Here is a 26647-nt window from a genome sequence, read left to right as displayed (position 1 = left end):
CTTATTTTCTTTAATTTGACAATTATTGTGCCACACCATTAATATAGGTATTATTAACGGTTGTAAAAGGTATTTCATGCTCAGGGATTTCCATGATGTTCTGATTTAATATAATAAAATCTGCAAACTTACCGGCTTCAATACTCCCCTTTTCGTGCTCTTCAAAATTAGCATAAGCAGCCCAAATCGTCATCCCTTTTAAAGTTTCTTCTCTGGTTAATCCGTTTTCTTTTTGAAAGCCCGCTTCAGGAAAACCTTTTACATCTTTACGAGCCACGGCCGCATAAAAAGTTAAAAACGGATTTACTTGTTCTACCGGAAAATCGGTACCTAGAGCCACTCTACCACTTTTCTCTAGTAGTGTTTTGTACGCATATGCGCCTTTTATTCTTTCTTCTCCAACGCGGTCTTCTGCCCAATACATATCACTTGTGGCGTGTGTAGGTTGAATAGATGGTATGATGTTTTCATTTTTAAAATAGTCAAAATCATGACCTGTAATCACTTGTGCATGTTCTACACGCCAACGTCTATTACTTTCTCCATTTAAGGTCTTCTCATAAGTCTGTAACACAAAATGATTTGCTGAATCTCCAATAGCATGTGTATTCATTTGGTAACCCGCTTTTGCAATTCTACGTGCTAAATCGGTATACACTTTTGCATCTATAACCATTGCTCCAAAATGATCATGTTGGTCACTGTAAGGCGCTTTTAAAGCTGCACCTCGAGATCCTAAAGCACCATCTGCATACACTTTTACAGATTGCACATTGAGCCTTTCTGTTTTAATTTTACCCTGCTTTAAATAATAATTTAAATTCTTTTTTTTATTACTAATCATAGCATATATACGCATGTCTAACATTCCCGCTTTTTGAAGGCTGTCGATTAGTTCGATGACTTGCTGGTCTAAACCAGCATCAGACACCGTGGTTAAACCATAATTAGTGCAAAAGTTTTGTGCCTCTATAAGCGCATCAATTTGTTGTTGTCTAGAGGGTTTAGGAAAAATGGCTTCCACTAATTCCATTGGATTATCAATAAGAATCCCTGTTAATTTACCGTTCTCACTTTCAATTTCACCGCCAAAAGCATTTGTTTTAGAAGAAATGCCTGCTAAGTCTAAAGCCGCTTGATTACATAACATTGCGTGTCCATCTATTCGCGTTAAAGCCACTGGAACCTCTGGATACAAACTATCCAATACTTTTTTATCTGGATAGTTTTTATCTTCCCAATCATTTTGGTCCCAACCACGACCAATAATAAACTTACTGTTCTTTATATTTTGAAAGTCTATAACACTTTGTATGACCTCCTCAAAGCTCGTTGTACCCACTAAATCAACAGTTTGCTTGTTCAAACCCAAGTTATAGAAATGACAATGTGCATCTATTAAACCTGGTGTAATCGTTTTACCATTAGCATCAATATTTTGTTTTGCTGAATACATTTTTTTAATGTCTTGAGTACTTCCTACAGCCACAAACTTACCGTCTTTTATAGCGAAGGCTTCGGCTTTATTAAATGTTGCATTTACGGTATAAACCATTGCATTGGTTACGATGATATCCACTTCTGTTTTTTCAGATTTACAGCTGAAGACTAGGCTTACTAACAGTATTATAAAAAGGTGCTTCATGTTATATTATAAAAATTTCAGATAAATATAAGCATAAAAAAACGTCCTTAAAAATAAAGACGTTTTTCTATCTGATCATTAGATTCTGAATCTCTCATAGCTTCAGAACATAATGATTAAATTTTAAGAGATTCCTTTATACGCTATTTACAAGTTAAAGCCACTGTTATAGAATTTTCGACTTCGTAAAAACAAAAAACACGCTTAACTTAGAAGTCAAACTTATAAGTTCCACCTGCTAAAAACTGAATGCCTTGCACTGGTGTATTTTGCCATTTGGCATAGGTTTCACCTACAAGGTTGTTTCCTTTTACAAACACAGATAGCCTATCGTTTACGTGGTAACCAACATGTGCGTTAGCATCGAAATAGCTTTCTAAGGTCGCTGCATACGTCGTATATGCTGTTGGAAAGGATGGGTTTATTATAGTAAATTGATCTTTACGTTCTCCGGCAAAAAATACATTAACACCTGTGTACCATTGTTCAAATAGCTGATAATCTAAAAATAATGAAGCGGTAACATCCGGTAAATTCCAGTCTTCAGATTCAAATTTGGTATCATAGTGATAATAGGCTCCTTTTAATGTCATTGTAAAATTTCTATTTACATCTACACCTATTTCTCCAGACAACCCTAAGGTCGTTACATCATCGTAAACAACGCCAAAAGAATTACCATAGGTATACGCTTGTTCTGTTTCTGTTATCGGATTATTCACAAATAAGGGTTTGTTTTTTTCAGAACCATAACTTCCTTTAATCGCATAGCTTACAACATTAGACAACTTCCCTTTTAAACCCACATACGCATCAAATTGCTGGTCTGTTGGGGAAATGTTTAACGTTGGTGATACAAACGGGTTCTCTTGAGCGAAATCAAAATACGTATTTTGAATCAAGCCGCCTTTTATCCCGCCAAACGCAATAGCAAGATCATCCAATAAACGATAGCTTGCACTAATGTTAGGGTAGATGAAAAATTTGTTTTTTCCAGTTTCTGTATCGTTTAAATAAGTGGCCGTTACACCTAAATCTACAGTAAGGTCCTCTTGCTTTAATTCATAGGTTGGAGAAATACCTAATTGAAAATTCCCGTAATTTAATGCGGTCTCAGCTAAATAAGACCTATCAAAACTACCCCCTAGATAATCTAAATTTAATACTACTGAAACCAATTCTTCTTGAACAGGAATATCAAAAGTACTTTTCGCGGTAAATCTATTTTCTCCTGAACCTTGATTGTCTCCAAAGCGTCTGAATAATAGATTAGCCGACTTAAAGAAACTATCATTAACATTTAAATCGCCAGAGAGGTGTGCATTTGTAAAGTTATGTCCCACATCACCTATCGCATCTGCTGTTGCTTGACTAAATAAAGGTTGTGGTAAACCATACCAATTAAAAGCTTGTAACTGGAACCCACCGCCAATATTCCAATCGTAATCACTCTCCCGTTTACTATAGTCCAAATCGAATTTAGAGTCCATAAAGTCATCATCCAATAGCACCCCCTCTATTCCGCCACCAGAAGAATGATGACCAAGGTGGGCACTAATATTCTCACCACTACTTAATTCGTGATTTAAGTACACCTCGCCAACTATAGTTGTGTAAGTCCCCACGCCTAAGGTTGCATAATTATCGAATAGTTTCACTTTTTTAGCTTTATCAACAACAGCGGCTTTTCCTTTTGCTGGTGTAAACGTTGAAGCCACAGGAAACGATAAAATATTATATTTAATCTCTTTTTTAGTTGTTGTTTCTTCAACATCCAACACTGGTGTTTCTTTTACTTTAAAGGCATCAGAAATTGTTGGTGTATACGGTTTAATGACATTAATAACGTCTGGATTCAACGTGTCCTGCTCACGCTCTTGCGCCACTACTACCGTAGTTATTAATACTATTAATAGTAATAAGAATTGCTTTCTATTAAACATATATTCTCGTTTGTTTTTATTTAATACCTAGAAAGTTTTTCAGACTTTAAAGGAAAATTTTATTTTTTTTTGAACCCGTCAGGTCTGAAAACTTTACGAATTAATCTTAGGACTGCGACTGTAAACTAGATACTAATTCTCAGTCTCGACTGAAGCATTCGTTTTCGCTTGTTCTGCTTTTATTTTATTTAATTCTGTTTGAGCCTCTGCTACAACTTCAGGAAAATCTTTAAAGTTTTTAGTGACACTTTCTAAAATATAGGTCGCTTGAAAAGCATCATCTAAAGCATTATAATTTTTTGCCATAATAATCAACCCTTTGGCACCATAAAATTTATACCCTGAATAGTCTTTTGCTAAACGCTGCACAGTAGTATTAGATGCCGCATAATTACCTTCTTTATTTTTAAAATAGGCATTGTAATATAGCGCTTCAGCTGCTGTCTCTCCAGTTGCTGTTAACTCTACTTTTGCAAAGGCTTGTTTTGCTTTTGCTTCGTCCCCTGTTTTAATTGCAGAACGTGCAATAATAACATAGGCATCACTTTTTACTTTATTATCTAATTTTGAATTTTGAAGTACTTTTTCTGCGTAAGTAACAGCGTCATTGTAGTCTTTTAATTGATAATAAGCCTGCATTAAATTAGATTGCGCAAATAAACTGTTTTGCGGAAAATTAGCTTCGGTTTCTAGACGTTTTAATACTGGGATGGCTTCGTTCCATGCTTTTTGTTCTAGAGTGATTTGAGAAAGACGTAAAAGCGCTTCTTCTGTAAATTCGCTTTGAGAAGCGGCGACTACCGCTTTGTAATGTGGTTTTGCTTTTAGTTTTTCATCTTTTTTGAAATGCAATTGTGCTAAATAAAAATGCGATTGATTTTTATGTAATCCATTTCTGAAATCGTTTAAGTAGTTACTAAATAATTTAATCGCTTCATTCGTATTGCCATCTAGATATTGCTTCTCAGCAGACTCATAAGTGGCATTATCCAAATCGGCATCGGTTACTTCAACATAGTCTAAGGTTTTTACCCAGGCTGCATACTGATCAACCTGAGCTATATCTATATAGATTAAACGTGCTGTTGCAACCGCTTGATTAGCTTCTGGCGAACTAGGATAATCCCCTGCCACTTTTTTAAACTTAGCTAAGGCCTCTTGGTTCTGGCTCTTATTATAATAGACCAATCCTTGACGCAACAAAGCCTTAGAGACAAATGTGCTCTGGCTATATTCTGAAATTAATTTCGTGTAGGTAGCTAACGCCTGTCCTGTGTTTCCAGATTTAACATACGCATTGCCTAAAGTATATAACGCATCATCACGTAATTTAGATTTCGGGTATTTTAATATGAATTGCTCCAGTTCTGAAATTTTCATCGTCGTTTTTCCTAAATACCCCGCACTCATGGCTTTTTGAAAGAAGGCATAATCTGCTTCAATCTCACCCACGCTAATGGCTTTATCGTAGGCATCTATGGCCTTACTGTATTGACTTGACACAAAATAACCATCTGCCAAGCGCAAATAAGCATCGTTCAATCTTACTTTATCATCCTTTTGGCCACTAATAAACTCAACGAAATATTGCGTCGCTTGCGCATAGTCTTTCTGTTTAAAATAAGTATAAGCTAAATTATAGTCTATGTTTTGATATTCTGGTGTATTAGAAGCTTCGGCTAATTGTTTAAATTTTTTAAATCCGCTCAAAGCAGCATCGTAATTAGTTAGGTTATAATCACTTTCTGCTTTCCAGAATGTCGCTCGTGCAACATATTTTGCCTCTTGTGGCTCACTTAAAGAGGCGTCAAACAAATCTTCAGCTTCTTTATAATTACTTTCATTAAATATTTCTACACCTCTGTAATACGCTACTTTTTGATAGGCTGCTTTATTAGCCTTCGTTTTTCTGCCTTTAAGCAATACTAAAGCTTCTTTATAATTTTTTGAAGTGATATAAGAATCAATTAACAAGCTTTCTATTTCCTCTTTATACGTCGTCTCTGGATAGTTCTCTAAATACCCTGTTAAAACCTGTGGTACCGACTGGTATGGATTACCTATTTCATAACTAATTTTAGCATAATTTAACCAGGCATCTTCCTGAATCTTTAAATCAAAATCCATTTGAGAGGCATTTCTAAATGCATTTAGCGCTTCTTGCTTTTTATCTAATTTTACATAACTTTCCCCTAAATGATAATACGCGTTTTGAGCAACACTATTATTGCCATCTATTATTTTGTTGAATTCTGAAATTGCTTTTTCATAATCATTCTGCTTGTAATACGCATAACCCAACTGGTAGTAATCGGTGTTATTCCACTTACCCTTTTTACCTTTATATTTAGTTAAATAGGGAATCGCCTCTTGGTATTGTTCTAAATTGAAATAACTCTCTCCTATTATTTTAGAGAGTTCAGAAATTTCATTACCATCGCCTGTTTCTAATTTTGCTTTGGCTAAGGCAATCGCTTTCTCAAATTTTCCAAGTTTAAAATTTAAATCGGCCTGATAGTAAGATAACTTTTCCTGATATTTTTCCTGATCACTTACCTGCTCGAAATAAACATTCGCCTTATCGTAATCATCGCCTTCATAAGCCATGAAACCTATGTAATATTTCGCTTGAGAACCATATTTTAATGAGTTTTCAACCCGACTTAAATACGTTTTGGCATCTTTATAATTCTTAGAATAAAAAGCAGCATAGCCCTTATTAAAATTAAATTTCTCACGTTCTAATCTACTTAGCGAGTTCTCATCTACCTTTTGATACCATTTTTGTGCATGTGCAAACTTTCCATTTTCAAAATAGTAGTCTGCAACATCAACAAATGCAGAATTCTTTTTAGTACTCGTTGGATACTCTTCAACAAAACGCTCAATCAAATCATCTGCATTTTGTTGGTTTAAACGCACGGCACAATTAGCGATATAATAGGTGCAATCTGATTTAATATTGTCTTCTTGAGTGGTCTTTTTTATCTCCCTAAACGCCGTTTGAGAGGCTAAATACTGCTGATTATTATACAGTTGAAGTGCTTTTTGATACGCTACAAAATCGTTGGTATAAGCAGCAGATTGTTGTGCAAAAGAAACCACTGTAAACAGGATAATGGTGAGGAATGAAAGGCTATGTTTTTTAGTCATTGACTATGGGTTTAAAATTTGAAATCAAAGATAAATTATTACTAAAGCCATAACGTTAGAATTATGTTATAATTATAAACCGAGTGATTAAAAAATAAAATTATAAAGAATACTGAATTTTAAAAGAAAATTGAAGCAGCTATTTTATAGTTTCAACTAAAATGATACATTTACAACATTGTGTTTTTCTTTCCGTTTAAAAACAAAATACTTCAGAACAAAATAAAATTAACTATGTCAGATATCATTTTAGAATTTAAAGAGGCTTCTATTTTTCAAGGTTTAAGTCTTATCCTTTCCGATGTTAATGTACAAATCAACAAAGGTGATTTTGTCTATTTAATTGGTAAAACAGGTTCTGGAAAAAGTAGTTTTATGAAAACATTGTATGCCGATATACCTTTAAAAGTAGGTGAAGGACACATTGTGAACTTCAATTTGAAAACCCTAAAAGAAAATGATATTCCTTTTTTAAGACGAAAACTAGGTGTTGTTTTTCAGGATTTCAAATTATTAACCGATAGAACAATAAATGCAAATTTAGAGTTTGTTTTAAAAGCGACTGGCTGGAAAGATAAAGTAGAAATGGCTGCCCGAATGAAAGAGGTTTTAACCAAAGTCGGCATGGCGTCAAAAGGGTTTAAGTTTCCACACGAGCTCTCTGGAGGAGAACAGCAACGTGTCGCTATCGCTCGGGCTTTATTAAATGATCCTGAATTAATTTTAGCCGATGAGCCTACAGGGAATCTAGATCCGCAAACCAGTATTGAAGTCATGGAAGTCTTACAGGAAATCAATAAAAATGGAAACACCATTTTAATGGCGACACACGATTATGCCTTGCTACTAAAATATCCTAGTAAAACACTAAAGTGCGATGATAATCAAGTTTTTGAAGTGGTACAGCGCAAAGGGTAATTATGACTTTTGTAACTCATAACATATCAAATTTTATTTCTTTAATGTCGTTCATGCTTGAAACTAAACTGTTAAAAACAAAAAAATAACGCAATTCTAAGCTAAAGCATGGTAGAACTAAGTATATGCATTCCTGTATACGATTATAATTGCATAGCAACCGTTATGGATTTGTGTAAACAAATAGAACAGCTTTCTATTCAAGCTGAAGTTCTTCTAATTGATGATGCATCAACGATAGAACTAAATGTATTAGCTAACTTTAAGCATCCTTTTTACAGTTATGAAAAACTAAACAAAAATGTAGGCCGCGCAAAGATTAGAAATCTACTAGCTAAAAAAGCGAATTATCATCATCTGTTGTTTTTAGACGGTGACTCGGGTATTCCTAATAATTTTATTCTAAAGTATATTAATACGATTAAAAAACATCCTAATAATATTATATATGGCGGAAGAATTCATCCTAAAACTGAATACAAACCCAAAAAATTAAGGTACAATTATGGCGTTCAATTTGAAGATAAAATAGCATTAGCAAGAAGAAGAAAGCCATATCATCGTTTTATGACCAACAATTTTATTGTTACAAAAAACACTTTAAAAAAAATACTTTTCAATGAAGAACTCTTGAAATATGGACACGAAGACACTTTTTTTGCTTATGAATTAAAAAAAAATGCTGTTCCTATCATCCATGTTGACAATCCAGTAATCCACCTAGACCTTGATACTAATCGCGATTTTATAGAAAAAACTAAAGATGGTATAAAAAACCTAATCTTATTAAAATCAAAACATCCTGAGTTTATGGAATACAGTAAATTATTAAAATTAATTAATAACTCTACGTTTTTGAGATTTAAGATTACACGATTAATAGCAAACAACTTATCAAAGTTATTTGAAACTATTTCTAACAAGACAAGTAATACCAATAGCTTTCAATTATTTAAACTATTTTACACTATTTCACTTTACAAATAAATGAAAGACACCGTAAAACACGCTTTTTTTTCTGTTGTAATTCCTTTATATAACAAGGAAAATTATATTGCGTCTGCGATTAGTAGTGTTTTAAATCAAACGTTTCAAGATTTTGAAGTTATAATTATAAACGATGGTAGTACTGACAAAAGCGAATCTCTTGTAAGGGGTATAAAAGATTCAAGAATTAAAGTATTCACCACAAAAAACAAGGGCGCATCAAGCGCTAGAAATCACGGTATAAGCCTCGCAAAATCGAACAATATAGCACTACTTGATGCCGATGACTACTGGCACTCCAACCACTTGTTTGAGTTAAAAAAGCTAATGCAGACTTTCCCTGATGCTGGGCTATTTTGTAATAATTACGAGATTTATCACACCCAATCTATGGTTCGTCCCGCGCGTTTTAATTTTGATTTTAACAAAGAGTGCTTACTGCTTGACGACTTTTTTAAGGCGAGTCTTATTAACGGGGTGGCGTGGACTTCTGCTGTGGGCTTCAAAAAAAACAAATTTAACGCACTAGGTGGCTTTAATCCCAATTTAACCACAGGACAAGACACCGATTTATGGATTAGATTTGCATTAAAACATGAGATCGCCTTTAACCCAATAATTACGGCTTCCTATTTATTTTACGTAGAAAACAGCCTGTTTAAAAATGAATACAACGCTGTGCGTTATGACTTTATCAATAGTTATTCTCAAGAAGAACAAGCAAACCCATCATTAAAAAGATACTTAGACATTAACCGTTATGCCGTGGCGTTGAGATGCAAATTGCATAACGACCAAGACCTGTATAAAAAGTTGAAATCTGAGATAGAATACAGTCATTTAAATTTTAAACAACGATGTCTTTTAAGTTGTCCAAAATTTATCCTTTCATGGGTAAAAAAATGCCATAGTTATTTATTAAAAAAGCAAGTTTATCTGACCGCTTATCGTTAAGTCTTCAATGCGTCTATTAATTTTTGCCACTGAGACCCAATTTTTTTATATGTAAATTTATCAATGCTTTTTGTGGTATGACTTTTACACGAGTTATACAGTGAAGTATTCTGAATAAAAGTATTAAAAGCGTTAGCTAATGCTTTAATGTCATGATTTTCAACCAATAATCCATTGTATTTATGTATGATAATTTCGTTCGGTCCAGAATTACAATCCACTGAAATAACTGGAGTACCACAAGCCAATGATTCTATTAAAACCCTTGGAAAACCTTCATAATAACTCGTGAGCACCGTAAATTTAGCCCTTATTACATACGAAAAAGGATTTTTTAAGAATGGGATATAGTGAACATGAGCTTCAAGATCTAATGTCCTTATTTTTTCCTTTAAATAACCAACATCTTCCCCCTGGCCGATGATACACAGTTTTATGTGGTTTTCAGGTAAATTAGAGGTTTTAAATGCTTCTAAAAGTAAGGTCAAATTTTTAACTTGTTCTGCTATTCTTCCATACCATAAAATAAAATCGGTATCCATCTCTATGGGATCATATGCCTTTTCAGAAATAATGTTGACGTCAACTGGATTATATATTTGCTTCACATTTTTAAAGCTATAATTTTCGTGTATTGCCTTTTCAATACCTTTGCTTACGGCGACGAGGGTAGTCGAATTACCATAAATTAATTTTGCTTGGAATCTATGCCTAGGAAGATAGTTTCTTAGATAAAAACTACGTACTACCGCGATCTTTTCTTTTGCTTTGAATATAAAGTGATATAAAATGAATTCTTTAAAAAAACCAGCTCGCGTTCTATTATCGATGATCACATCAAACTGTTGTTTTTGAAAGTAAGTTCTTAAAATTTTGCTCTTTTGAACCTGAGACAACTCATTTCCATACTCTTTTTCTAAATTAAAAAGCGTGCCTGAAAAGTCATAATCCAAATCATCTTTTGTCATTAAAATATGAACCTCATAATTTAGTTTAACAAGCAATTGTGTGAGAATGGCACTTGATTTTTCTGCCCCTCCTTTACTGAGAGAAGTTGTAACAACACAAATTTTTTTCATATTAAAATATAAGTGTTAGCACGCATTATTATAAAGTCTTAAATCTCATAAACTCTTCGAAGTCATAGATATAATCATTTTCATCAAAAACATCTGAAGACAAGACCAAACATACTGAACCAGACGAAAAATTTTCTAACTCTCTCCAAATACCAGTAGGTATTAACAAGCCTTTATTAGGCTTGTTTAGCATGATACTTAGTTCGTTGGCACCATCCCTTAATTTCACCTCAAAGCTTCCACTTAAAGCAACCAGTAATTCTAACTGTTCTTTATGTGCATGCCCTCCTCTATAAGCTGTAGAAGGTACATCATATAAATAATAGACTCTCTTTATCTCAAAAGGAATCGTGTTTTTTTCAATCACAGAAAGGTTGCCTCGTGTATCTTCAATTTTAGGTATATCAATAATTTTTATCGTTTCAATCGTTGTTTTACTCATACTTTCTTTCAAATAAATTAGCTCTTTCTACCTATTACTCGTTAATGTGATGACAAGGTATAATATACTTTTACAACCTAGGTCTTCCTTAAGATACTTTACTAAGTATTAATTAACATTAACCAACTGTTAAAAACAACTTCATCTGAAAACTTATATACCGAGCTTTTAGTGTTTTTTTTACATTTTAAGTAAAGCTCTGAATCTGTATACATTCTATCAATAGCCATTTCAAGCGCATTAAAATCTTGATTTCCCACCAATAATCCATTTTTTTCGTGTGTGATAATCTCAGCAGGCCCAGACTTACAGTTAAAAGATACGACAACCGTTTCAAGTGCTAAAGCTTCTACAAGTACCATTGGGAACCCCTCCACTTTACTAGATAATATTAAAAATTGACTCTTTTTAATATAGGGGTATGGATTGTTTTTAAACCCTAAAAGTTTTATGGTACTTTCTAAATGATGGTCTTCAATCAAACGTTTGAGTATATGATAATCTTTTCCCTCTCCTAAAATCACAAGAGGAATACCCATTTTTGCTGGGATAGTATTGGCATATGCTAGAATTAGTTTATCAAATTGTTTTACTTCGTTTTTTAATCGTCCCACAGCTATAATATAGGAGTCTAAATGAAAATCACCCCCATTATTACCTTGATTAACAATAGATTTGTTGTAAAAATTAGGAATCCAAATTAAATTATCAAAATCGAAAAGAGTTTTCGTTTTTTCTAAAATACCTTCAGAAACCACGACAATTGCCTTTGCTTTATTATATAAATGGAAGAAAAAGCGCTTTTTAGGTAAATAGTTATGAACTTTGTACGAGTGAATAGTGAACACTGTTTTTCTTATTTTGAACACAAACAAATGCAATAAGACTTCGTTTATTGTGTGATACCTTACCCTAAAATCTAGGTACACATCTGCATTTATTTTTTTATAAATTTGCCTTAAACAAAACAACTTTTTTAAATTTGAAAAATTTAAAAAGCTATGCTTCACCATCCTAATATTATAAAGAGTCCCTTTAAAACTATAATCAATCAAATCCTTCATGACAATAATAGAGACCTCATAGTGAGCGTCATAAAGAGACTCAGACAAAAGGGCGGCAGCTTTTTCTGCACCCCCGCCAGTTAAACAGTCTACAAGAATACAAATGTGCTTTTTAGAGTCTCTAGACATACCTAAATGGAGCAAATTTACTTGAAAATACAATTATATAGCGAAAACTCATAGTATATTTGATGGTGTTAAATTTAATCTTTTAAATGCAAAAAACAAATCCGATAGTAACCGTAATATGCACATGCTTTAATCATCGTAATTTTATAAAAATTGCACTAGATTCTGTATTGAACCAAAGCTACAAAAACATAGAGCTACTTATCATTGATGACTGCAGTAAAGATGATTCTGTACAGATTATTAAACATTGGATTGATAACAATAATTTTGGCACATTAATTAAAAATAAGAACAATTTAGGGTTAACAAAATCATTCAACAACGCCGTTTCAAAATCTAAAGGTGATTATCTCATTGATTTATCTGCTGACGACGAGCTGCTACCCCATTGCATTGCATTACAAATATCTGTTTTCAATGCATATAAAACAGAAAAAATAGGCATTGTTTATGGAAATGCTTCTGTTATTAATAAAAGTACTGATGAGAAGTATGTTTTTTTTAATAGATTTTCACAAGAAAAAAAGGCATCCTCCCCTAAAGATGGGTTTATTTATAAAGAGTTAATTGATCATTCCAATACAATATGCTCTGTAAGCGCCATGATTAAGCGTAACGCATTTATAGCCCTTGGTGGTTATGATGAACGATTAATTTATGAAGATTATGACTTTTGGCTGCGTTTGGCCAGAACCTATTACATCCTTTACATAGATGAGGTGCTTGTTAACCGTATAAAATTAGAGAATTCCTTAGGAAACCTTAATTATAAGGGCATTGACAAAAAAAATTACAAGTTTAAACAAGCGACGTATCTGGCGGTAAAAAAGACGTTAGCCATGAATAAAAACAAAGAAGAAGACCAAGCCACTATGCGTAAAATACAATTGGAAATTACAGTGAATTTAAAAATCCTAAACCTCCAGTTACTTCTTAAATACGCTGTATTACTTTTAAATATACTACTAATACGGCGACATTTTAAAACCACTACTTTTTGAAAATCATAAGCAATGACTCAAGCCCCTCTTTCTCACCACTCCAATCTCTTGCAATATTCTCCTTTATTAATTTGGCAGGCGCACCTCCTATCAATATATTATTTCCAAGTGCTGTATAATCTCTAGTACAGACAGAATTAGAGGCAATGGTACAATACTTTGGTGTGCTACTTCCTTTTAAAAGAGTCACTCTATTAGAAATAAAATTATAGCTTCCAACATCTATGGGTTTAGACTTTTCAAACACTTCATGGGTAATCGTGTTTTTCATGTTATGAAAATTGGTATCAATAACCTGACATTCTGGTCCCAATCTAGCAAATTCACCAAACTTAATTGAAGATGTGCAGACGATTTTAGAGCGGCAACCCAAGGAAGACATGTGTCCGAATTCGCAAACTGCGTGCTTAGATGTGAAAACAAAAAAATCTTTTCCAAGCTGAAAATATCCTTTAAAAATTAAAGTTCCATTCACATTAAACTCAGAAATACCCATGCTTGCTTTATTAATTTCATAAGGTTGCCCAAACCCAATCATTCCCCTCTGTATGGGGGCATCAATTATAAAATCTCCGGCAATTGAGGTGAAACGAGCTTTTCCGTAGATAAAAAAAGGCAGTTGCATCGCTTGATGAAAGGGTAACTTCTTAAAATTTAAGCGTAGCGTTTTATACCAATTAATTGATAAAAAAAACCTAAGGCTACTCAATAGTGTTACCAGTAATCTGTAAAGCTTTTTCACTTTCTAAATTTAGTCTTTAGTATGGTTTTTAAATCTGCTACTTTGTTTAATTTATATAATGTAAATGAAATAGAAGCTATAACAGCCAATGTTAATAAAACTATTTTAAACACTTCAAGCTCAATATAGGTAATTCCGAAAGTTATAAAAATCATTAGTAAACATAAAAAAAATGTTTTTTGAGACGTCTTAGGGAAAACAAAATCGTAGTATTTTTTCATTATTATGCCTATCACAATTAAATGAATAAAATAATAAACAACAAAACTCATCCCTAAACCTTCTAAACCATAACTAGAATACCCCAGCATATTAATTGCTAATAATAAACAATTAAAAGCTATCGCTGTCTTAATAAAAATTTTAGAATCGCCGTTAGCAATAATAACATAACCCATTGACCAAGAAACTGCTTTAAATAGTATGCCCATGATGGCAAAATTCAAAAAAAGGGCTGTTGGTAAAAAAGCAGCCGAATACAGTATTTTTATCACATATTTCGAAAATACTAAAAAGACAATAACGACTGGAGTCACTAATAAAACTGCAATGGTAGCCTGCTGTGTCACGGTTTCTCTTACTTTATTGTTATCATCAACAACCTCGGATAACCTCGGGAAATAATCTTTACTCATAGACTGAAAAATGATCCCTATATAAGAATTAATAATAATAATTCCAGCATTATAATATCCAACCTCAGTTAAGCCTCCTGTATTTGTAATATACAACTGAATTATATACGCTACTAATAAGGTTATTAAACTTGAAATACTTAATGTCACCCCTAATTTAAGCATGGGTTTTCCTTCAGAAAGCATCTGTTTTAATGAGAGACTATACCCTTCATTTGCAAACAAAACAGAGAAGTATCTAGCAATAATATACCCAAAAAAGGCACTTAAAATAATTGTAGGAACGATACCGTCGATACCAAAAAAATAATACAAGGGTACAGCGATAACCACAGAAATCAAACTACCATATAAATTAACTAGCGCCAGTTTTCTTAATAGCCTTAACCCTTGTAAAATGGCTAACTCACCATAAGTTAATTGTTTAAAAAGCACAGCAATTGAAATCCAAATAAAGGAGAATGTATAGTCTTTAGAATCGAATGCGATTTCACTTAAAACTGGGGATAAAGCCATTGTTAATAAGGTTCCTATAAGGCCTGTAAGCCATAATAAGCGTTTTAACACATACACCGTTTTAGAAACGGCTTTAAGGTCACTTGATTTATTAATGAAAGCAATTTCTTTTATTGAACTTGCATCCAAACCTAATTTTGAAACGCCTACAATTAAATTTAAAGTAGAATTTAATATCCCTAAAAGACCAATTCCTGCAACTCCAATAAATACGGCCGCAAACTTTGAACGTAACACTCCCGCCAGTATACTTATAACTTGTACACCACCAAATAAAGAGGTTGCTTTTAATATTTGTCCGTATGATTTCTGACTATTATCCATTCAAGAAAATAAACATTAAAGATTTTATGCTTAAAACACCTACGTTTTGATCTATTAATACTTGTTTATGACTTCTGCTATTATAGTGATCTCCTGCTGTGTCAAAATAGGATTTATTGGTAAACTAACTACTACATCATGAATTCTTTCAGTAATAGGTAATACTTTTGTTTTGTATTCACGCAATGCTTTCTGTTTGTGAGGTGCTCTAGGATAATGAATTGAAACTTCAATATTATTAGCTTTCATGTATGCCATAAACGCTTCTCTATGCTCTACCTCGATTATAAATTGATGAAAGACATGGTCCTGTGCTTCTGAAAAAAAAGGCAATTTTATTTTTGAATTTTTTATGGCATTCAGATAAAAAGTAGCGATCTCCTGTCGCTTAAGATTATCAGAATCAAGATGCTTTAATTTTACACTTAAAAATGCAGCCTGTATTTCATCTAACCTACAATTATACCCTTTGTAATCAGTCTCATATGTAGAAACACGTCCATAATTTTTAAGCTTACTAATAATTTCAAAGAGACTGTTGTTATTTGTTGTAACCGCACCTGCATCCCCTAAGGCACCTAAATTTTTAGTAGGATAAAAACTAAAAGCACCGGCATTAGAAACATTTCCAGATTTACGCCCATCTTTATAAACTGCGCCTTGAGCCTGAGCGGCATCTTCAATCAATAGTAAATTATAAGACTTCGCAATTTCTTCTAACTCGGCCACATCGTAAAGTTGCCCATATAAATGCACCCCTAATATTGCCTTTGTATTATTAGAAATGTTTTTAATTATTTCTTCTGGTTCAATATTAAAAGTTTGTGCATTTGGCTCAACAAAAATGGGTTTCAAACCAGAATTCACAACAGCCAATATGGTTGCAATGTAGGTATTGGCAGGCAAAATAACTTCGTCACCTTCTTTTATATCTCCAAGAATTTTATAGGCTTCAAAAATCAACATTAAAGCATCTAGGCCATTACTTACGCCTACGCAATATTTTGTACCACAATACTCTGCAAAATCCTTTTCAAAATTTAAAACTTGTGTTCCTAATATATAAGAACCTGAGTTTAGAAACAGCGCAAACTGTTTTTGAAACTCATCTTCAAAGCGTTTATTAATTTTATGTAAATCTAGAAAATTTATCATATAAAAATGCGGTCTATATCATCATGATTAGCAACAGGCAAGGAATAAAAATCCATAGTTAGCGTACGGGCTCCAAATCCTTCTTTCCAATATAGTAATCCGTCGTTTATATGCTGACCTTGATTTTCATGAGAGGTACTAAAATCAAAATAACGTTTATCTTTAAATACATTTGTTATTAAATGCTCATGTAAAAAGTCTAAACTACCTAAGGTGTTTTTATTAGCATCTCCAGAAATATATTGGGAATGTGCCACATTTTGCATTTCGAAAATAGTTGTTCCTGCCACTAGGTTGTTCTCTTTATAAACATTGAATTGCCTTATTTGTTTGGGAAATCGCTCCTTAAGTCGTGTGATTTCTTTTAGTGAGTGTGTAGGCTTTGCTTGGTGTTTTAATTTTAGGTTTGGAAGTAAAATACGGTCCCAGAAATTAGTAAACTCGTTAACTTCCTTCACCATTAAACCATTTTTTTCACCCCTTTTTACACCGGCAATTCTGTCTTTAGAAAATAAAAGTTTTTCATTTAAATCGATAACACTTAGAGCGTCACAGCGGTATTTTTTTGCCTCTAAATGATGCAATAAAAAACGCATTTCATCACTAGGTTTTATGTGGTAAAATGCGGGAGATAATTTAATATTTATATGTGTTATATCTATTGAAGCAAGAAAAATCATTATTTGCTTTAAGACCTGTGCGGTCTCATAAAGTTTAATTTTTTCACTAGTAACTAGTCCTCCATACGTAAGCCCTTGATGTGAATGTAATAGCGCACCTTCTTTATTAGCCGGTAATACAGCGATGAGTTTGTCCTCTTTGAAAATTAGTAGTGAATAATCCTCAAATCTATCACCATGATACGCCATAAAGTCACGCTGAAATAAAAACGTAGCATTTTTAGCTTTTAAAACAAAATCGTCCCAAAGCTTCTTATGATTATCAGTATATTTTTTAATTGAAAAAATAGCAGTCTTTATTGGTTACGGTTATAAAGAGCAAAATACAATATTTGTTAATTCTCCCAAGACTTTAAGTGCAATATTCCATATTTAAAATCGAAAAAAAAGATATGCAAAACTGATTAAATAAGCATTACAACAAAAATTAAGCGCTATCGGGAGTTACTCGTTCTGCTTTTTTGTCTTATTTCGCTTTCAAGCTTTTACCACTTGGCAAGACTTGAGTTTTAAACCTTTGAGTCTGCATGTTATTTTACACCTTAGCTTTCCCGCTGTTTTACGTATTCAACTTGCTACACAAATGGTTTTATTTAGCTTATTCTTTAGCGTTCTCGGACTAGTAAATTAAGACTAATTTACTGGTGTTTTCTTAATAAAGGAAAAGTAAAAATTGACACAAAAAATAGCAATATTAGTAATGATAATGGGCAAACCAATTCTAATCGTTGGCATTAAAAAACCATAAGCTACAAAAAGTAAACAACCAATCATATTAACTATTCTTAGTTTTTTCACATCTTTCATAGTGAACGATAGCAAGACCATTATTGAGGCTAAATACCCCACATATTCTGTTACTGTAATTCCAAATAGTTCCATATGTATCTCCCACTAAATCGGGAATTTCTTTAATTAAACGTAAAACTTGCTTTTAGTTACCCACTCCTTTTTAGGCCTTCCTATAGCAAAAATAAGGAGGATTTTATATAACCAAACTTGGTTGGCTTGACCTAAAGTAGGAGTGCTATTTTATCTTTAGGTCATAAAAAAGAGAAATACTTTGCAGTATTTCTCTTTTCAAAACATTATAATTTCTATTTGCTTTTAGGCAATCTTATTTCTTTTACGATCTGTTTCAGTTAACCAGATTTTACGTAAACGTAAGTGATTTGGTGTTACTTCAACATACTCATCTTTTTGAATGTATTCTAAAGCTTCTTCTAAAGAGAATTTAATTGCTGGTACAATTTTCGCTTTATCATCTGCTCCTGAAGAACGTACATTACTTTGCTTCTTAGCTTTTGTAATATTCACAGCCATATCGTCTTGACGAGAGTTCTCACCAATCACTTGACCTTCGTAAATACTCTCTCCTGGCTCAACAAAGAACTTCCCTCTATCTTGTAATTTATCAATAGAATAAGGAATCGCTGTTCCGTTTTCCATAGACACTAAAGATCCAGAAATACGCCCTGGAATAGCACCTTTTATAGGTTGGTATTCTTTAAATCGGTGTGCCATAATGGCTTCACCAGCAGTTGCCGTTAATAATTGGTTACGTAAACCAATAATACCACGAGAAGGAATCATGAATTCGCAAATCATACGTTCGCCTTTGGCTTCCATACTTAGCATTTCCCCTTTACGCATGGTTACAAATTCTACAGCTCTACCAGACACACTTTCTGGAAGATCAATAGTTAGTTCTTCAATTGGCTCACATTTTACACCATCAATTTCTTTAATGATTACTTGTGGTTGTCCAATTTGTAATTCATAGCCTTCACGACGCATCGTTTCAATTAAAACCGATAAGTGTAATACTCCACGACCAAAAACCATAAACTTATCTGCACTCCCCGTTTCACCTAAACGAAGGGCTAAGTTTTTTTCTAATTCTCTTTCTAAACGGTCTTTAATATGACGAGACGTTACAAACTTTCCGTCTTTTCCAAAGAAAGGCGAATCGTTAATCGTAAATAACATACTCATTGTAGGTTCATCTATTGCAATCGCTTTCAAGCCTTCTGGATTTTCTAAATCACAAATGGTATCTCCAATCTCAAAACCTTCTACACCTACCACGGCACAAATATCACCAGTTTGAACGCTTTGTACTTTCTTACGTCCTAAACCTTCGAATATAAAGACTTCTTTTATTCTACTTTTTGTAACCGTACCATCTCTTTTTACTAAAGAAATCTGTTGTCCTTCTACAATATTTCCTCTTTGTACACGACCAATCGCGATACGACCAGTAAAAGAAGAGAAATCTAAAGAAGTAATCAACATTTGCGTAGTACCTTCCTTAAAAACAGGCGTAGGCACATGCTCAATAACCATATCTAATAATGGTTCGATATTGTTGGTTTCATTTTTCCAATCATCACTCATCCAATTATTCTTAGCCGAACCGTAAACCGTTGGAAAGTCTAATTGCCATTCTTCTGCACCTAATTCGAACATTAAATCGAATACCTTTTCATGTACTTCATCAGGCGTACAGTTTTCTTTATCGACTTTATTAATAACCACACAAGGTTTTAATCCTAAGTCAATCGCTTTTTGTAATACAAAACGCGTTTGAGGCATTGGGCCTTCAAAAGCATCTACTAATAATACAACGCCATCAGCCATATTTAAAACACGCTCTACTTCACCACCAAAATCGGCGTGACCAGGTGTGTCAATAATATTAATTTTTGTGTCTTTGTATACAACCGACACGTTTTTAGAGGTAATGGTAATACCACGCTCACGCTCTAAATCGTTATTATCAAGAATTAAATCCCCAGTGTTTTCATTATCACGAAACAGTTGGCAGTGGTACATAATCTTATCTACCAAAGTCGTTTTCCCGTGATCTACGTGCGCAATAATTGCGATATTTTTAATATTAGCCATAATGTGTGCCTTATTTTAAGCGTGCAAAGGTACTGATTTTTTATTGATTTTTAATGTTTTAAGTTTTTTTTGGGCATTTCCTTTTGTAGCCCTTCAAATTCAGTGCAAAAAACAAGCTAAGTCACTGGTCTACAAAAGGTCGCGCTATCCGCTATATCTTTTTTGTGCCTAAGCGCACACAAAAAAGGATGCCGCTACTATCGCTAATGCATGGCAAGCTAATTTTTAGGAATCTCATTTGTGTTTTGGTTTTAGAATAGCGGTTCATAACTTTAAAAGTTACTATACTCTTTTTCATAACCCCTTCCGATTATTACTAAAAAAAACTCCTCCTTTCAGCTTAATACGCGTGCTAATAAGAATTTCATTATGGTCGCAGTCATTACTTTTTCAAAGGTAGCACTTCATGCTTTACCCGTCAGAGGGCAAACCTAGCGCCACCTATTCCATTTAAAATAGCTAACACCCTAAATTCAGCACAAAAAAGCCTAAAATAAATGCAGCATCAATTATCTTTACAACTTAAATTAAGACTACGACTTATGAAATTGCAAGACATTCCTAAAATAAAACATACCAACAGTAATAATTTCTTCCTTTTATGCGGACCCTGTGCTATTGAAGGCGAGGAAATGGCCTTTCGTATTGCCGAGCGTGTGCTGGAAATTACTACTAAGCTAGAAATTCCTTATATCTTTAAAGGGAGTTTTAAAAAAGCAAACCGCAGTCGTATTGATAGTTTTACGGGTATTGGTAATGAGAAAGCATTAGAAATATTAGCCAAAGTATCAGAGAAATTTGATGTTCCTACGGTGACAGACATCCATGAAACCAGCGATGCTGCTTTAGCTGCGCACTATGTAGATGTGTTACAAATTCCTGCATTCTTAGTACGCCAAACCGATTTAGTAGTGGCCGCAGCAAAAACAGGAAAAGTCGTTAATTTAAAGAAAGGACAGTTTATGAGTCCGGAAGCAATGAAACACGCGGTTCAAAAAGTAAAAGATGCTGGTAGTGATAAAGCTTGGATTACAGACCGTGGTACCATGTTTGGCTATCAGGATATGATTGTCGATTTCCGTGGTATTCCAACCATGAGAGCATATGCGCCAACAGTGTTAGACGTTACACACTCTTTACAACAGCCTAATCAAAGTGCTGGTGTGACTGGTGGCAGACCAGATATGATTGAGACTATTGCCAGAGCTGGAATTGTAAATAATGTAGATGGCTTGTTTATAGAAACGCACTTTGACCCCGCTAATGCAAAAAGTGATGGTGCTAATATGTTGCATTTAGATAATTTAGAAGGTTTATTGACTAACTTAGTTGCCATTAGAAAAACCATAAACAGTTTATAAAAATGAACAACAATATAAAAGGTGGTGATGCACCTGTTCCATGTGAATTAGAAGCGAATAAAAACTACGCTTGGTGTACCTGTGGACATAGCGAAAATCAGCCGTTTTGTAACGGAAAGCATAAAACCGAAAGCGCTACGCCACCAATGATTTTTTCCATTGCAGAAAACAAAACTGCTTTTTTATGCACCTGCAAAATGACCAAGAACCCACCTTATTGTGATGGCTCTCATAAATAGCTACGATGATTAATCGTGTTTTTAGGCACCATGAATAGATATTATGAGTAGACGCCTCTATTATTGTATTGGCTATATCTTTCTACTCAATGAATACCCGAAAAAAAAATTAGTTTTAAAGACACGTTACGATAACAATTATTATACGGCTGGTGTGTCATAAACAGGGAAGTCTTTAGCTATAGCCTTCTCTATATTACTGCCAGCCTTTTTATTTGCAATTATTTATTCTATTTTAAAATCGGTCCCGCGTCATTAATATAATCTAACGGCATCATTCAATACGTCAATTAAAACCAGATCCGCTATCATTTCAAGCGATTGATAACGCAACGACATCATCTTTTTGCGTTTTTCGGTAATTTGATACTCTTGATGTTTTTTTATTAATGTTCCTTTTACGAAACCAACATCTACAAATTCTTTTTTATGACTGGCATTAAAATAACAAAAGGGTTTTCCTTTATAATAGTAAAAGGGAAGCTGCCATTTATACTTTAATTCTATTTCAGGAATCGTTTGCTCTATAAGAACTTGTAAATGCATTAAAATAGAACGGTAGGGTTCTGGTTGTTTAAGTATGTATTCTTCCGCTGGGTTCATAGATTAATTGTCATTAAAACAAGGTTTAACCCAATCACAATTAAAGCAATGCCTATAGTGGCTTTAAAAAGCATTAACCTGTGTGATAATTTAAGTAGTGCATCTCCAAAAGCTGGTGCTTTGCCCAGAACATGCGTTAAGAACAAAATACCACCCAGAATGCTCACGATATTGGCGAGCCACACGCCGTATCCTAATAATCGTATCATACCTAAAACGACTAATGCACCACCAATAACGGTTTGAAAAGGAGGCAAAACAGCAGCTATCTTATAAAAAAAACCACGTCCCTTATCCCACTTATCTAGTGTTGCTAAACCTAGTAATAATCCGCCAGCAAGGTTGGCCAGGGTTAATAGCGTAACAATCATATTTTTTTGTCTTTGGTTATTTTATAAATTTAATCAAAAATTAGTTTTCGATACCACATGCTAATACACTAAAGTTGCTAAAAAGGATAACGAATCAACAATCAGTCGGTAGTTCGAATGTATTGCGAAAAACTAATTACATTTCGCTATAACAACTCGCTGAGTTCAACGAGCACATTTGAATGTAACTGTATCTTTTCAAAATAGGGTTTCATGAAAATCACAAAACCTGGTACTGATTCCGTTTTACAACGGAATTAGTTCAACCAGCTATTTTAAATACGACTGCGTCTTTTAAAAATAGGGTTTTATAAAAAACACAAAACCTGGTACAGATTCCGTTTTGCAACGGAATTAGTTCAACCAGCTATTTTAAATACGACTGCGTCTTTTAAAAATAGGGTTTCATAAAAATAACAGAACCTGATACAGATTCCGTTTTGCAACGGAATTAGTTCAACCAGCTATTTTAAATACGACTGCGTCTTTTAAAAATAGGGTTTTATAAAAATCATAGAACCTGATACAGATTCCGTTTTGCAACGGAATTAGTTCAACCAGCTATTTTAAATGCGACTGCGTCTTTTAAAAATAGGGTTTCACTAAATTATAAAACATTTAACTTGTACAACTCAATAATTTAGTTTTACTTTGTAGTTCAAAGTACTTTTATTATGAGCACAAAAGATTATCTAAAAGACATCAGCGAGATTAAAAATTTAATGAATAAGTCGTCCCGCTTTATTTCGTTGAGTGGTTTATCTGGTATCTTAGCTGGCGTTTATGCCTTAATTGGTGCAGCCGCAGCCTACTATATTGTAACGTCATCGGCTAGGGGTTATTTAATTTTAGATGGAAATATTTTTTATAGTTGTGCCGCCATCTTATTGGCTGTTGCTGCTTTGAGCGCACTCACTGGTATTTACCTTACAACGAAAAAAGCGAAAAAAAATGGTGAGAAAATTTGGGACAGTTCCTCCAAGCGGTTAATCCTTAATTTTTTAATTCCTTTGGCTGTGGGTGGTTTTTATATTCTTACCATTTTAGGACAACAAAAATACGGACAAACCGGTGCTTTAATGCTTATCTTTTATGGCTTGGCTTTAGTAAACGCCGCGAAGTACAGTATTGGAGATATTCGTTATTTGGGTTTTACAGAAATTGTATTAGGTTTAATTGCTGCATGGTTACCAGGTTATGGCTTTTGGCTTTGGGTCTTAGGTTTTGGCGTCATGCATATAATCTATGGTGCAATCATGCATTTTAAATATGATGTAAAATGAGAACAGTTTTAAAAATAGCTATAATAGCAACGCTCTTGGTGTATACTGGCGGTTTAGCTTACACCTATTATTCTAATAAACAGTTTCAAGAAGCGGTTGCTGTTTTCGATTTAGATAAAAACGGATTAATTGATAATACAGAAATAAACAAACAATCCAGCAGTATTGCCAAGCAACAAGCAAAACGAAAAACGACTAAACAAGGCGCCCTAGTACTCATTCCTGTATCCTTAATTATTGGTTTGTTTGTCTTTGGTATCGCCTTTCTTTTTAGAAAAATCAAGCGCACCAATGAGACTGCCATTTTTTATAAGAATACTAATAAATAGCAAAATAGTCCTGCTTACGCCGGAAAAGTATGAGCATCATAACAAACATAAATAAACTATTTGACCACCGCATTAGATTAGGCATAATGTCTGTTTTAATGGTGAATGAGTATGCCGATTTTAATATGCTCAAGGAACTTCTTGGGGCAACAGATGGTAATTTGGCAAGCCATACTAAAGCACTTGAAAAAGCAGAATACATTAAAATTGAAAAACAATTTATTGGTAAAAAACCCAACACAAGATATAGCACAACACCATTAGGCAAGGCCGAATTTAAAAAACACATTAATGCGCTCGAAAAATTAATACATAAACACTAATGTCCCTCCTGCGGGGACCTCACAAAAAGAACATCAAAATTTTTTTAACTATTTACTTTGAAATTCAAAGTACTTTACAGTCAACTATGAAACACTTACTCCTTATCATCGCATCGCTAAGTTTTAGCACACTGTTTTATCAGCAACAGATTGGTTTAAATCTATCTCTCTTTAGCATTATAACAATCTTAATATTATGGTGGCAAAACAAATCCACCATTAGTCAAACAAAAACACTGCTTTTTGTCGCTACTTATCTTATAACCGCTATCGCCGTTTTTATAAACAGTTCTTCTCTAGCAATAATTGCCAATTGTATTTCTTTCTTCACTTTAATAGGTGCGACTTCTTCTTATAAAACCTCCATTTATATACAGTGGTTAAACGGTATTTATACGGCAGTAGCCGGTTACTTTCATAGACGTTTAGAACCTAACGAACACAAAGAGCAGGTGATAGTAAAAAAAGAGATTGATGTATTACATTGGGTAAAACTCATTGGTATTCCCCTAATTTTTAGCATTACATTTATTCTACTCTATAAAAATGGAAATCCCATTTTTAGTGAAATTATAGAAAAAATAGATTTTAGTTTCATCAATTTACATTGGATCCTATTAACCGTTTTAGGTTTTTATTTATTCAATAATCTCATTCAACCAGTTACCATTGAACCTGCAACTCAAACCGACTTAAATACTAAAAATAATTTAGTTCCATCCGAAAATAGTTCAGAAGAAAAACTAAATAAGGAATCACAATTAGGAACGGTGTTACTCACTTTACTTAATATTCTCATTGTCTTTTATATTATTACTGACCTAAGTTATTTATTAAGTGCAGCAAATACAACAACTGCTGCACATCTATCCATACAGTTACACAATGGTATAAATGCTCTAATTGCTTCGATACTTGTCGCGATTATAACTATTATCCTCTTTTTTAGAGGGGATTTAAATTTCTACAAAAAGAATAAAATGATTAAAAGTCTGACCTATGTATGGATCCTGCTTAATGTCATTCTTGTAGCATTAATCGCAATAAAAAACTTAGACTATAGTACTTCTTTTGGGTTTACTTATAAAAGGATTGGAGTCCTTGTTTATTTAGTACTCACGCTTGTTGGCTTAATAACTACTTTCTACAAAGTTTTTTCTATTAAAAACTTGTGGTATTTATTTAGAATAAATACACAACTAGCATTTGCTATGATAGTAGTATGTAGCGCTGTTAATTGGGATAAAACCATTACAAACTTCAACATCAATCATGCAGTACTACTAGACATGGATTACCTCATAAATCTCTCTAACAGCAATGCTATTATATTAAAAGAACACGCAAGCCACTCTAAACTGTCTACAGTTATTGAAACTCGAATAAATACAAAATTTAAAAACTATACTGAAGCCATTGAGGCCCGAAACTGGCAGGAATTCACGCTTATAAATTTCAAAGAGGACTTACATTTAAAAACGAACACGCACTAATGACTATTATAAAAAACATCATTAGAAGTACGCTTATAGCGACTACTTTTTTTTGGCTCATAATCTACAAGTACGTTGGAGATGGCGCTATTTTAGTATACATATTCTTGTCACTACTCCCCATATTTTTAAGTTGTTTGGTTACTATCTTAATTACTATTTATCCCTTTTATTGGATTATAAGTAACGATACAAGAACCAATTCATATATTTTCAAGACCTATTTTCCCTATTATGCTATTGTCTCTTTTTGCGGAAGTATGCTTGCTATTATAGCCAGCAATTTTGAATTATTTGTCATAGGCTTTTTCGCTTCAGCATTTATAACAACGTCGCATTCCTGGATGTGGTTTTCAAAAGAATAATCT

Annotated in this window: 25 protein-coding genes; 11 read left to right on the top strand and 14 right to left on the bottom strand. The window is 33.5% G+C overall.

Annotation, left to right across the window (positions count from 1 at the left end; genetic code table 11):
• Positions 1–22: 22 nt before the first annotated feature.
• The 3 genes from GQ46_RS14755 to GQ46_RS14745 all read right to left on the bottom strand — a co-directional run bounded on the left by GQ46_RS14755 (position 23) and on the right by GQ46_RS14745 (position 6741).
• Positions 23–1645, bottom strand: coding sequence for an amidohydrolase (locus tag GQ46_RS14755; protein WP_044403483.1), 1623 nt, complete (start codon positions 1643–1645; stop codon positions 23–25).
• A 209-nt stretch (positions 1646–1854) separates the two neighbouring features.
• Entirely contained in the window at positions 1855–3588 is a 1734-nt protein-coding gene (locus GQ46_RS14750) for a TonB-dependent receptor (protein WP_044403482.1), read from the bottom strand.
• Between the two features lie 132 nt (positions 3589–3720).
• The gene (locus tag GQ46_RS14745) at positions 3721–6741 is read right to left on the bottom strand and encodes a tetratricopeptide repeat protein (protein WP_044403480.1); all 3021 of its coding nucleotides are present in this window, start codon (positions 6739–6741) and stop codon (positions 3721–3723) included.
• A 234-nt stretch (positions 6742–6975) separates the two neighbouring features.
• Here GQ46_RS14745 and GQ46_RS14740 point away from each other — a divergent pair, with 234 nt between their 5' ends.
• The 3 genes from GQ46_RS14740 (at position 6976) to GQ46_RS14730 (ending at position 9600) form a co-directional block, all read left to right on the top strand.
• On the top strand, positions 6976–7659 hold the full coding sequence (locus GQ46_RS14740) for a cell division ATP-binding protein FtsE (protein WP_044403478.1): 684 nt from the start codon (positions 6976–6978) through the stop codon (positions 7657–7659).
• 108 nt (positions 7660–7767) lie between these two features.
• Entirely contained in the window at positions 7768–8646 is an 879-nt protein-coding gene (locus GQ46_RS14735) for a glycosyltransferase family 2 protein (RefSeq protein ID WP_082041773.1), read from the top strand.
• Entirely contained in the window at positions 8647–9600 is a 954-nt protein-coding gene (locus tag GQ46_RS14730) for a glycosyltransferase family A protein (RefSeq protein ID WP_044403476.1), read from the top strand.
• Here the strand turns inward: GQ46_RS14730 and GQ46_RS14725 are convergent.
• The 3 genes from GQ46_RS14725 to GQ46_RS14715 form a co-directional block, all read right to left on the bottom strand.
• On the bottom strand, positions 9597–10679 hold the full coding sequence (locus tag GQ46_RS14725) for a glycosyltransferase (RefSeq protein WP_044403474.1): 1083 nt from the start codon (positions 10677–10679) through the stop codon (positions 9597–9599). The genes GQ46_RS14730 and GQ46_RS14725 overlap by 4 nt on opposite strands.
• 28 nt (positions 10680–10707) lie before the next feature.
• Positions 10708–11121, bottom strand: a complete 414-nt coding sequence (locus GQ46_RS14720) for an FdtA/QdtA family cupin domain-containing protein (protein ID WP_044403470.1) — start codon at positions 11119–11121, stop codon at positions 10708–10710.
• A 101-nt stretch (positions 11122–11222) separates the two neighbouring features.
• Positions 11223–12314, bottom strand: coding sequence for a glycosyltransferase (locus GQ46_RS14715; RefSeq protein ID WP_044403469.1), 1092 nt, complete (start codon positions 12312–12314; stop codon positions 11223–11225).
• 86 nt (positions 12315–12400) lie between these two features.
• On the opposite strand from GQ46_RS14715, the gene GQ46_RS14710 reads away from it, so the two are divergent.
• Positions 12401–13318, top strand: a complete 918-nt coding sequence (locus GQ46_RS14710; protein ID WP_044403467.1) for a glycosyltransferase — start codon at positions 12401–12403, stop codon at positions 13316–13318.
• Here the strand turns inward: GQ46_RS14710 and GQ46_RS14705 are convergent.
• The 6 genes from GQ46_RS14705 to typA all read right to left on the bottom strand — a co-directional run bounded on the left by GQ46_RS14705 (position 13308) and on the right by typA (position 20277).
• Entirely contained in the window at positions 13308–13943 is a 636-nt protein-coding gene (locus GQ46_RS14705; protein ID WP_231567361.1) for a transferase, read from the bottom strand. The two genes, GQ46_RS14710 and GQ46_RS14705, sit on opposite strands and share 11 nt — an antisense overlap.
• 113 nt (positions 13944–14056) lie before the next feature.
• Positions 14057–15535: an oligosaccharide flippase family protein gene (locus tag GQ46_RS14700; protein WP_044403465.1), complete on the bottom strand. Its 1479-nt coding sequence runs from the start codon at positions 15533–15535 to the stop codon at positions 14057–14059.
• 54 nt (positions 15536–15589) lie between these two features.
• Positions 15590–16690, bottom strand: a complete 1101-nt coding sequence (locus tag GQ46_RS14695) for a DegT/DnrJ/EryC1/StrS aminotransferase family protein (protein WP_044403463.1) — start codon at positions 16688–16690, stop codon at positions 15590–15592.
• Complete coding sequence (locus GQ46_RS14690; RefSeq protein ID WP_231567360.1) at positions 16687–17559, bottom strand: GNAT family N-acetyltransferase; 873 nt, start codon at positions 17557–17559, stop codon at positions 16687–16689. The genes GQ46_RS14695 and GQ46_RS14690 overlap by 4 nt, the downstream gene beginning before the upstream one ends.
• A gap of 444 nt (positions 17560–18003) precedes the next feature.
• Positions 18004–18252: a hypothetical protein gene (locus GQ46_RS14685; RefSeq protein WP_044403460.1), complete on the bottom strand. Its 249-nt coding sequence runs from the start codon at positions 18250–18252 to the stop codon at positions 18004–18006.
• Positions 18253–18477: 225 nt separating this feature from the next.
• The gene (typA, locus tag GQ46_RS14680; protein WP_044403458.1) at positions 18478–20277 is read right to left on the bottom strand and encodes a translational GTPase TypA; all 1800 of its coding nucleotides are present in this window, start codon (positions 20275–20277) and stop codon (positions 18478–18480) included.
• Positions 20278–20819: 542 nt separating this feature from the next.
• Between typA and kdsA the strand changes: the two genes are divergently transcribed.
• Positions 20820–21638 (top strand): 3-deoxy-8-phosphooctulonate synthase, encoded by an 819-nt coding sequence (gene kdsA, locus GQ46_RS14675; protein ID WP_044403456.1) that lies wholly within the window; start codon positions 20820–20822, stop codon positions 21636–21638.
• Between the two features lie 2 nt (positions 21639–21640).
• The gene (locus GQ46_RS14670; RefSeq protein WP_044403454.1) at positions 21641–21877 is read left to right on the top strand and encodes a CDGSH iron-sulfur domain-containing protein; all 237 of its coding nucleotides are present in this window, start codon (positions 21641–21643) and stop codon (positions 21875–21877) included.
• Between the two features lie 255 nt (positions 21878–22132).
• Here the strand turns inward: GQ46_RS14670 and GQ46_RS14665 are convergent, their stop codons facing one another.
• Together GQ46_RS14665 and GQ46_RS14660 are read right to left on the bottom strand one after the other, a co-directional pair.
• Positions 22133–22480 carry a DUF1801 domain-containing protein gene (locus GQ46_RS14665; RefSeq protein ID WP_044403452.1) on the bottom strand — a complete coding sequence of 116 codons (348 nt, stop codon included), beginning with the start codon at positions 22478–22480 and terminating at the stop codon, positions 22133–22135.
• Complete coding sequence (locus tag GQ46_RS14660) at positions 22477–22851, bottom strand: hypothetical protein (RefSeq protein WP_044403450.1); 375 nt, start codon at positions 22849–22851, stop codon at positions 22477–22479. Before GQ46_RS14660 ends, GQ46_RS14665 begins: the two co-directional genes overlap by 4 nt.
• A 674-nt stretch (positions 22852–23525) precedes the next feature.
• Here GQ46_RS14660 and GQ46_RS14655 point away from each other — a divergent pair.
• From GQ46_RS14655 to GQ46_RS14635, 5 genes are all read left to right on the top strand, one after another.
• Complete coding sequence (locus GQ46_RS14655) at positions 23526–24134, top strand: hypothetical protein (RefSeq protein ID WP_044403448.1); 609 nt, start codon at positions 23526–23528, stop codon at positions 24132–24134.
• The gene (locus tag GQ46_RS14650; RefSeq protein WP_044403446.1) at positions 24131–24463 is read left to right on the top strand and encodes a hypothetical protein; all 333 of its coding nucleotides are present in this window, start codon (positions 24131–24133) and stop codon (positions 24461–24463) included. The genes GQ46_RS14655 and GQ46_RS14650 overlap by 4 nt, the downstream gene beginning before the upstream one ends.
• A 29-nt stretch (positions 24464–24492) precedes the next feature.
• Positions 24493–24786: a transcriptional regulator gene (locus GQ46_RS14645; RefSeq protein WP_044403444.1), complete on the top strand. Its 294-nt coding sequence runs from the start codon at positions 24493–24495 to the stop codon at positions 24784–24786.
• Between the two features lie 86 nt (positions 24787–24872).
• A complete protein-coding gene (locus GQ46_RS14640) occupies positions 24873–26279 on the top strand; it encodes a DUF4173 domain-containing protein (RefSeq protein WP_044403442.1) in 1407 nt (468 codons plus the stop codon).
• Positions 26279–26644: a hypothetical protein gene (locus GQ46_RS14635; RefSeq protein WP_044403438.1), complete on the top strand. Its 366-nt coding sequence runs from the start codon at positions 26279–26281 to the stop codon at positions 26642–26644. Before GQ46_RS14640 ends, GQ46_RS14635 begins: the two co-directional genes overlap by 1 nt.
• Positions 26645–26647 lie beyond the last annotated feature (3 nt).

The organism is Lacinutrix sp. Hel_I_90 (genome assembly GCF_000934685.1).
Taxonomy (GTDB): Bacteria; Bacteroidota; Bacteroidia; order Flavobacteriales; family Flavobacteriaceae; genus Lacinutrix.
This window is presented reverse-complemented; position numbering and strand designations above follow the sequence as displayed.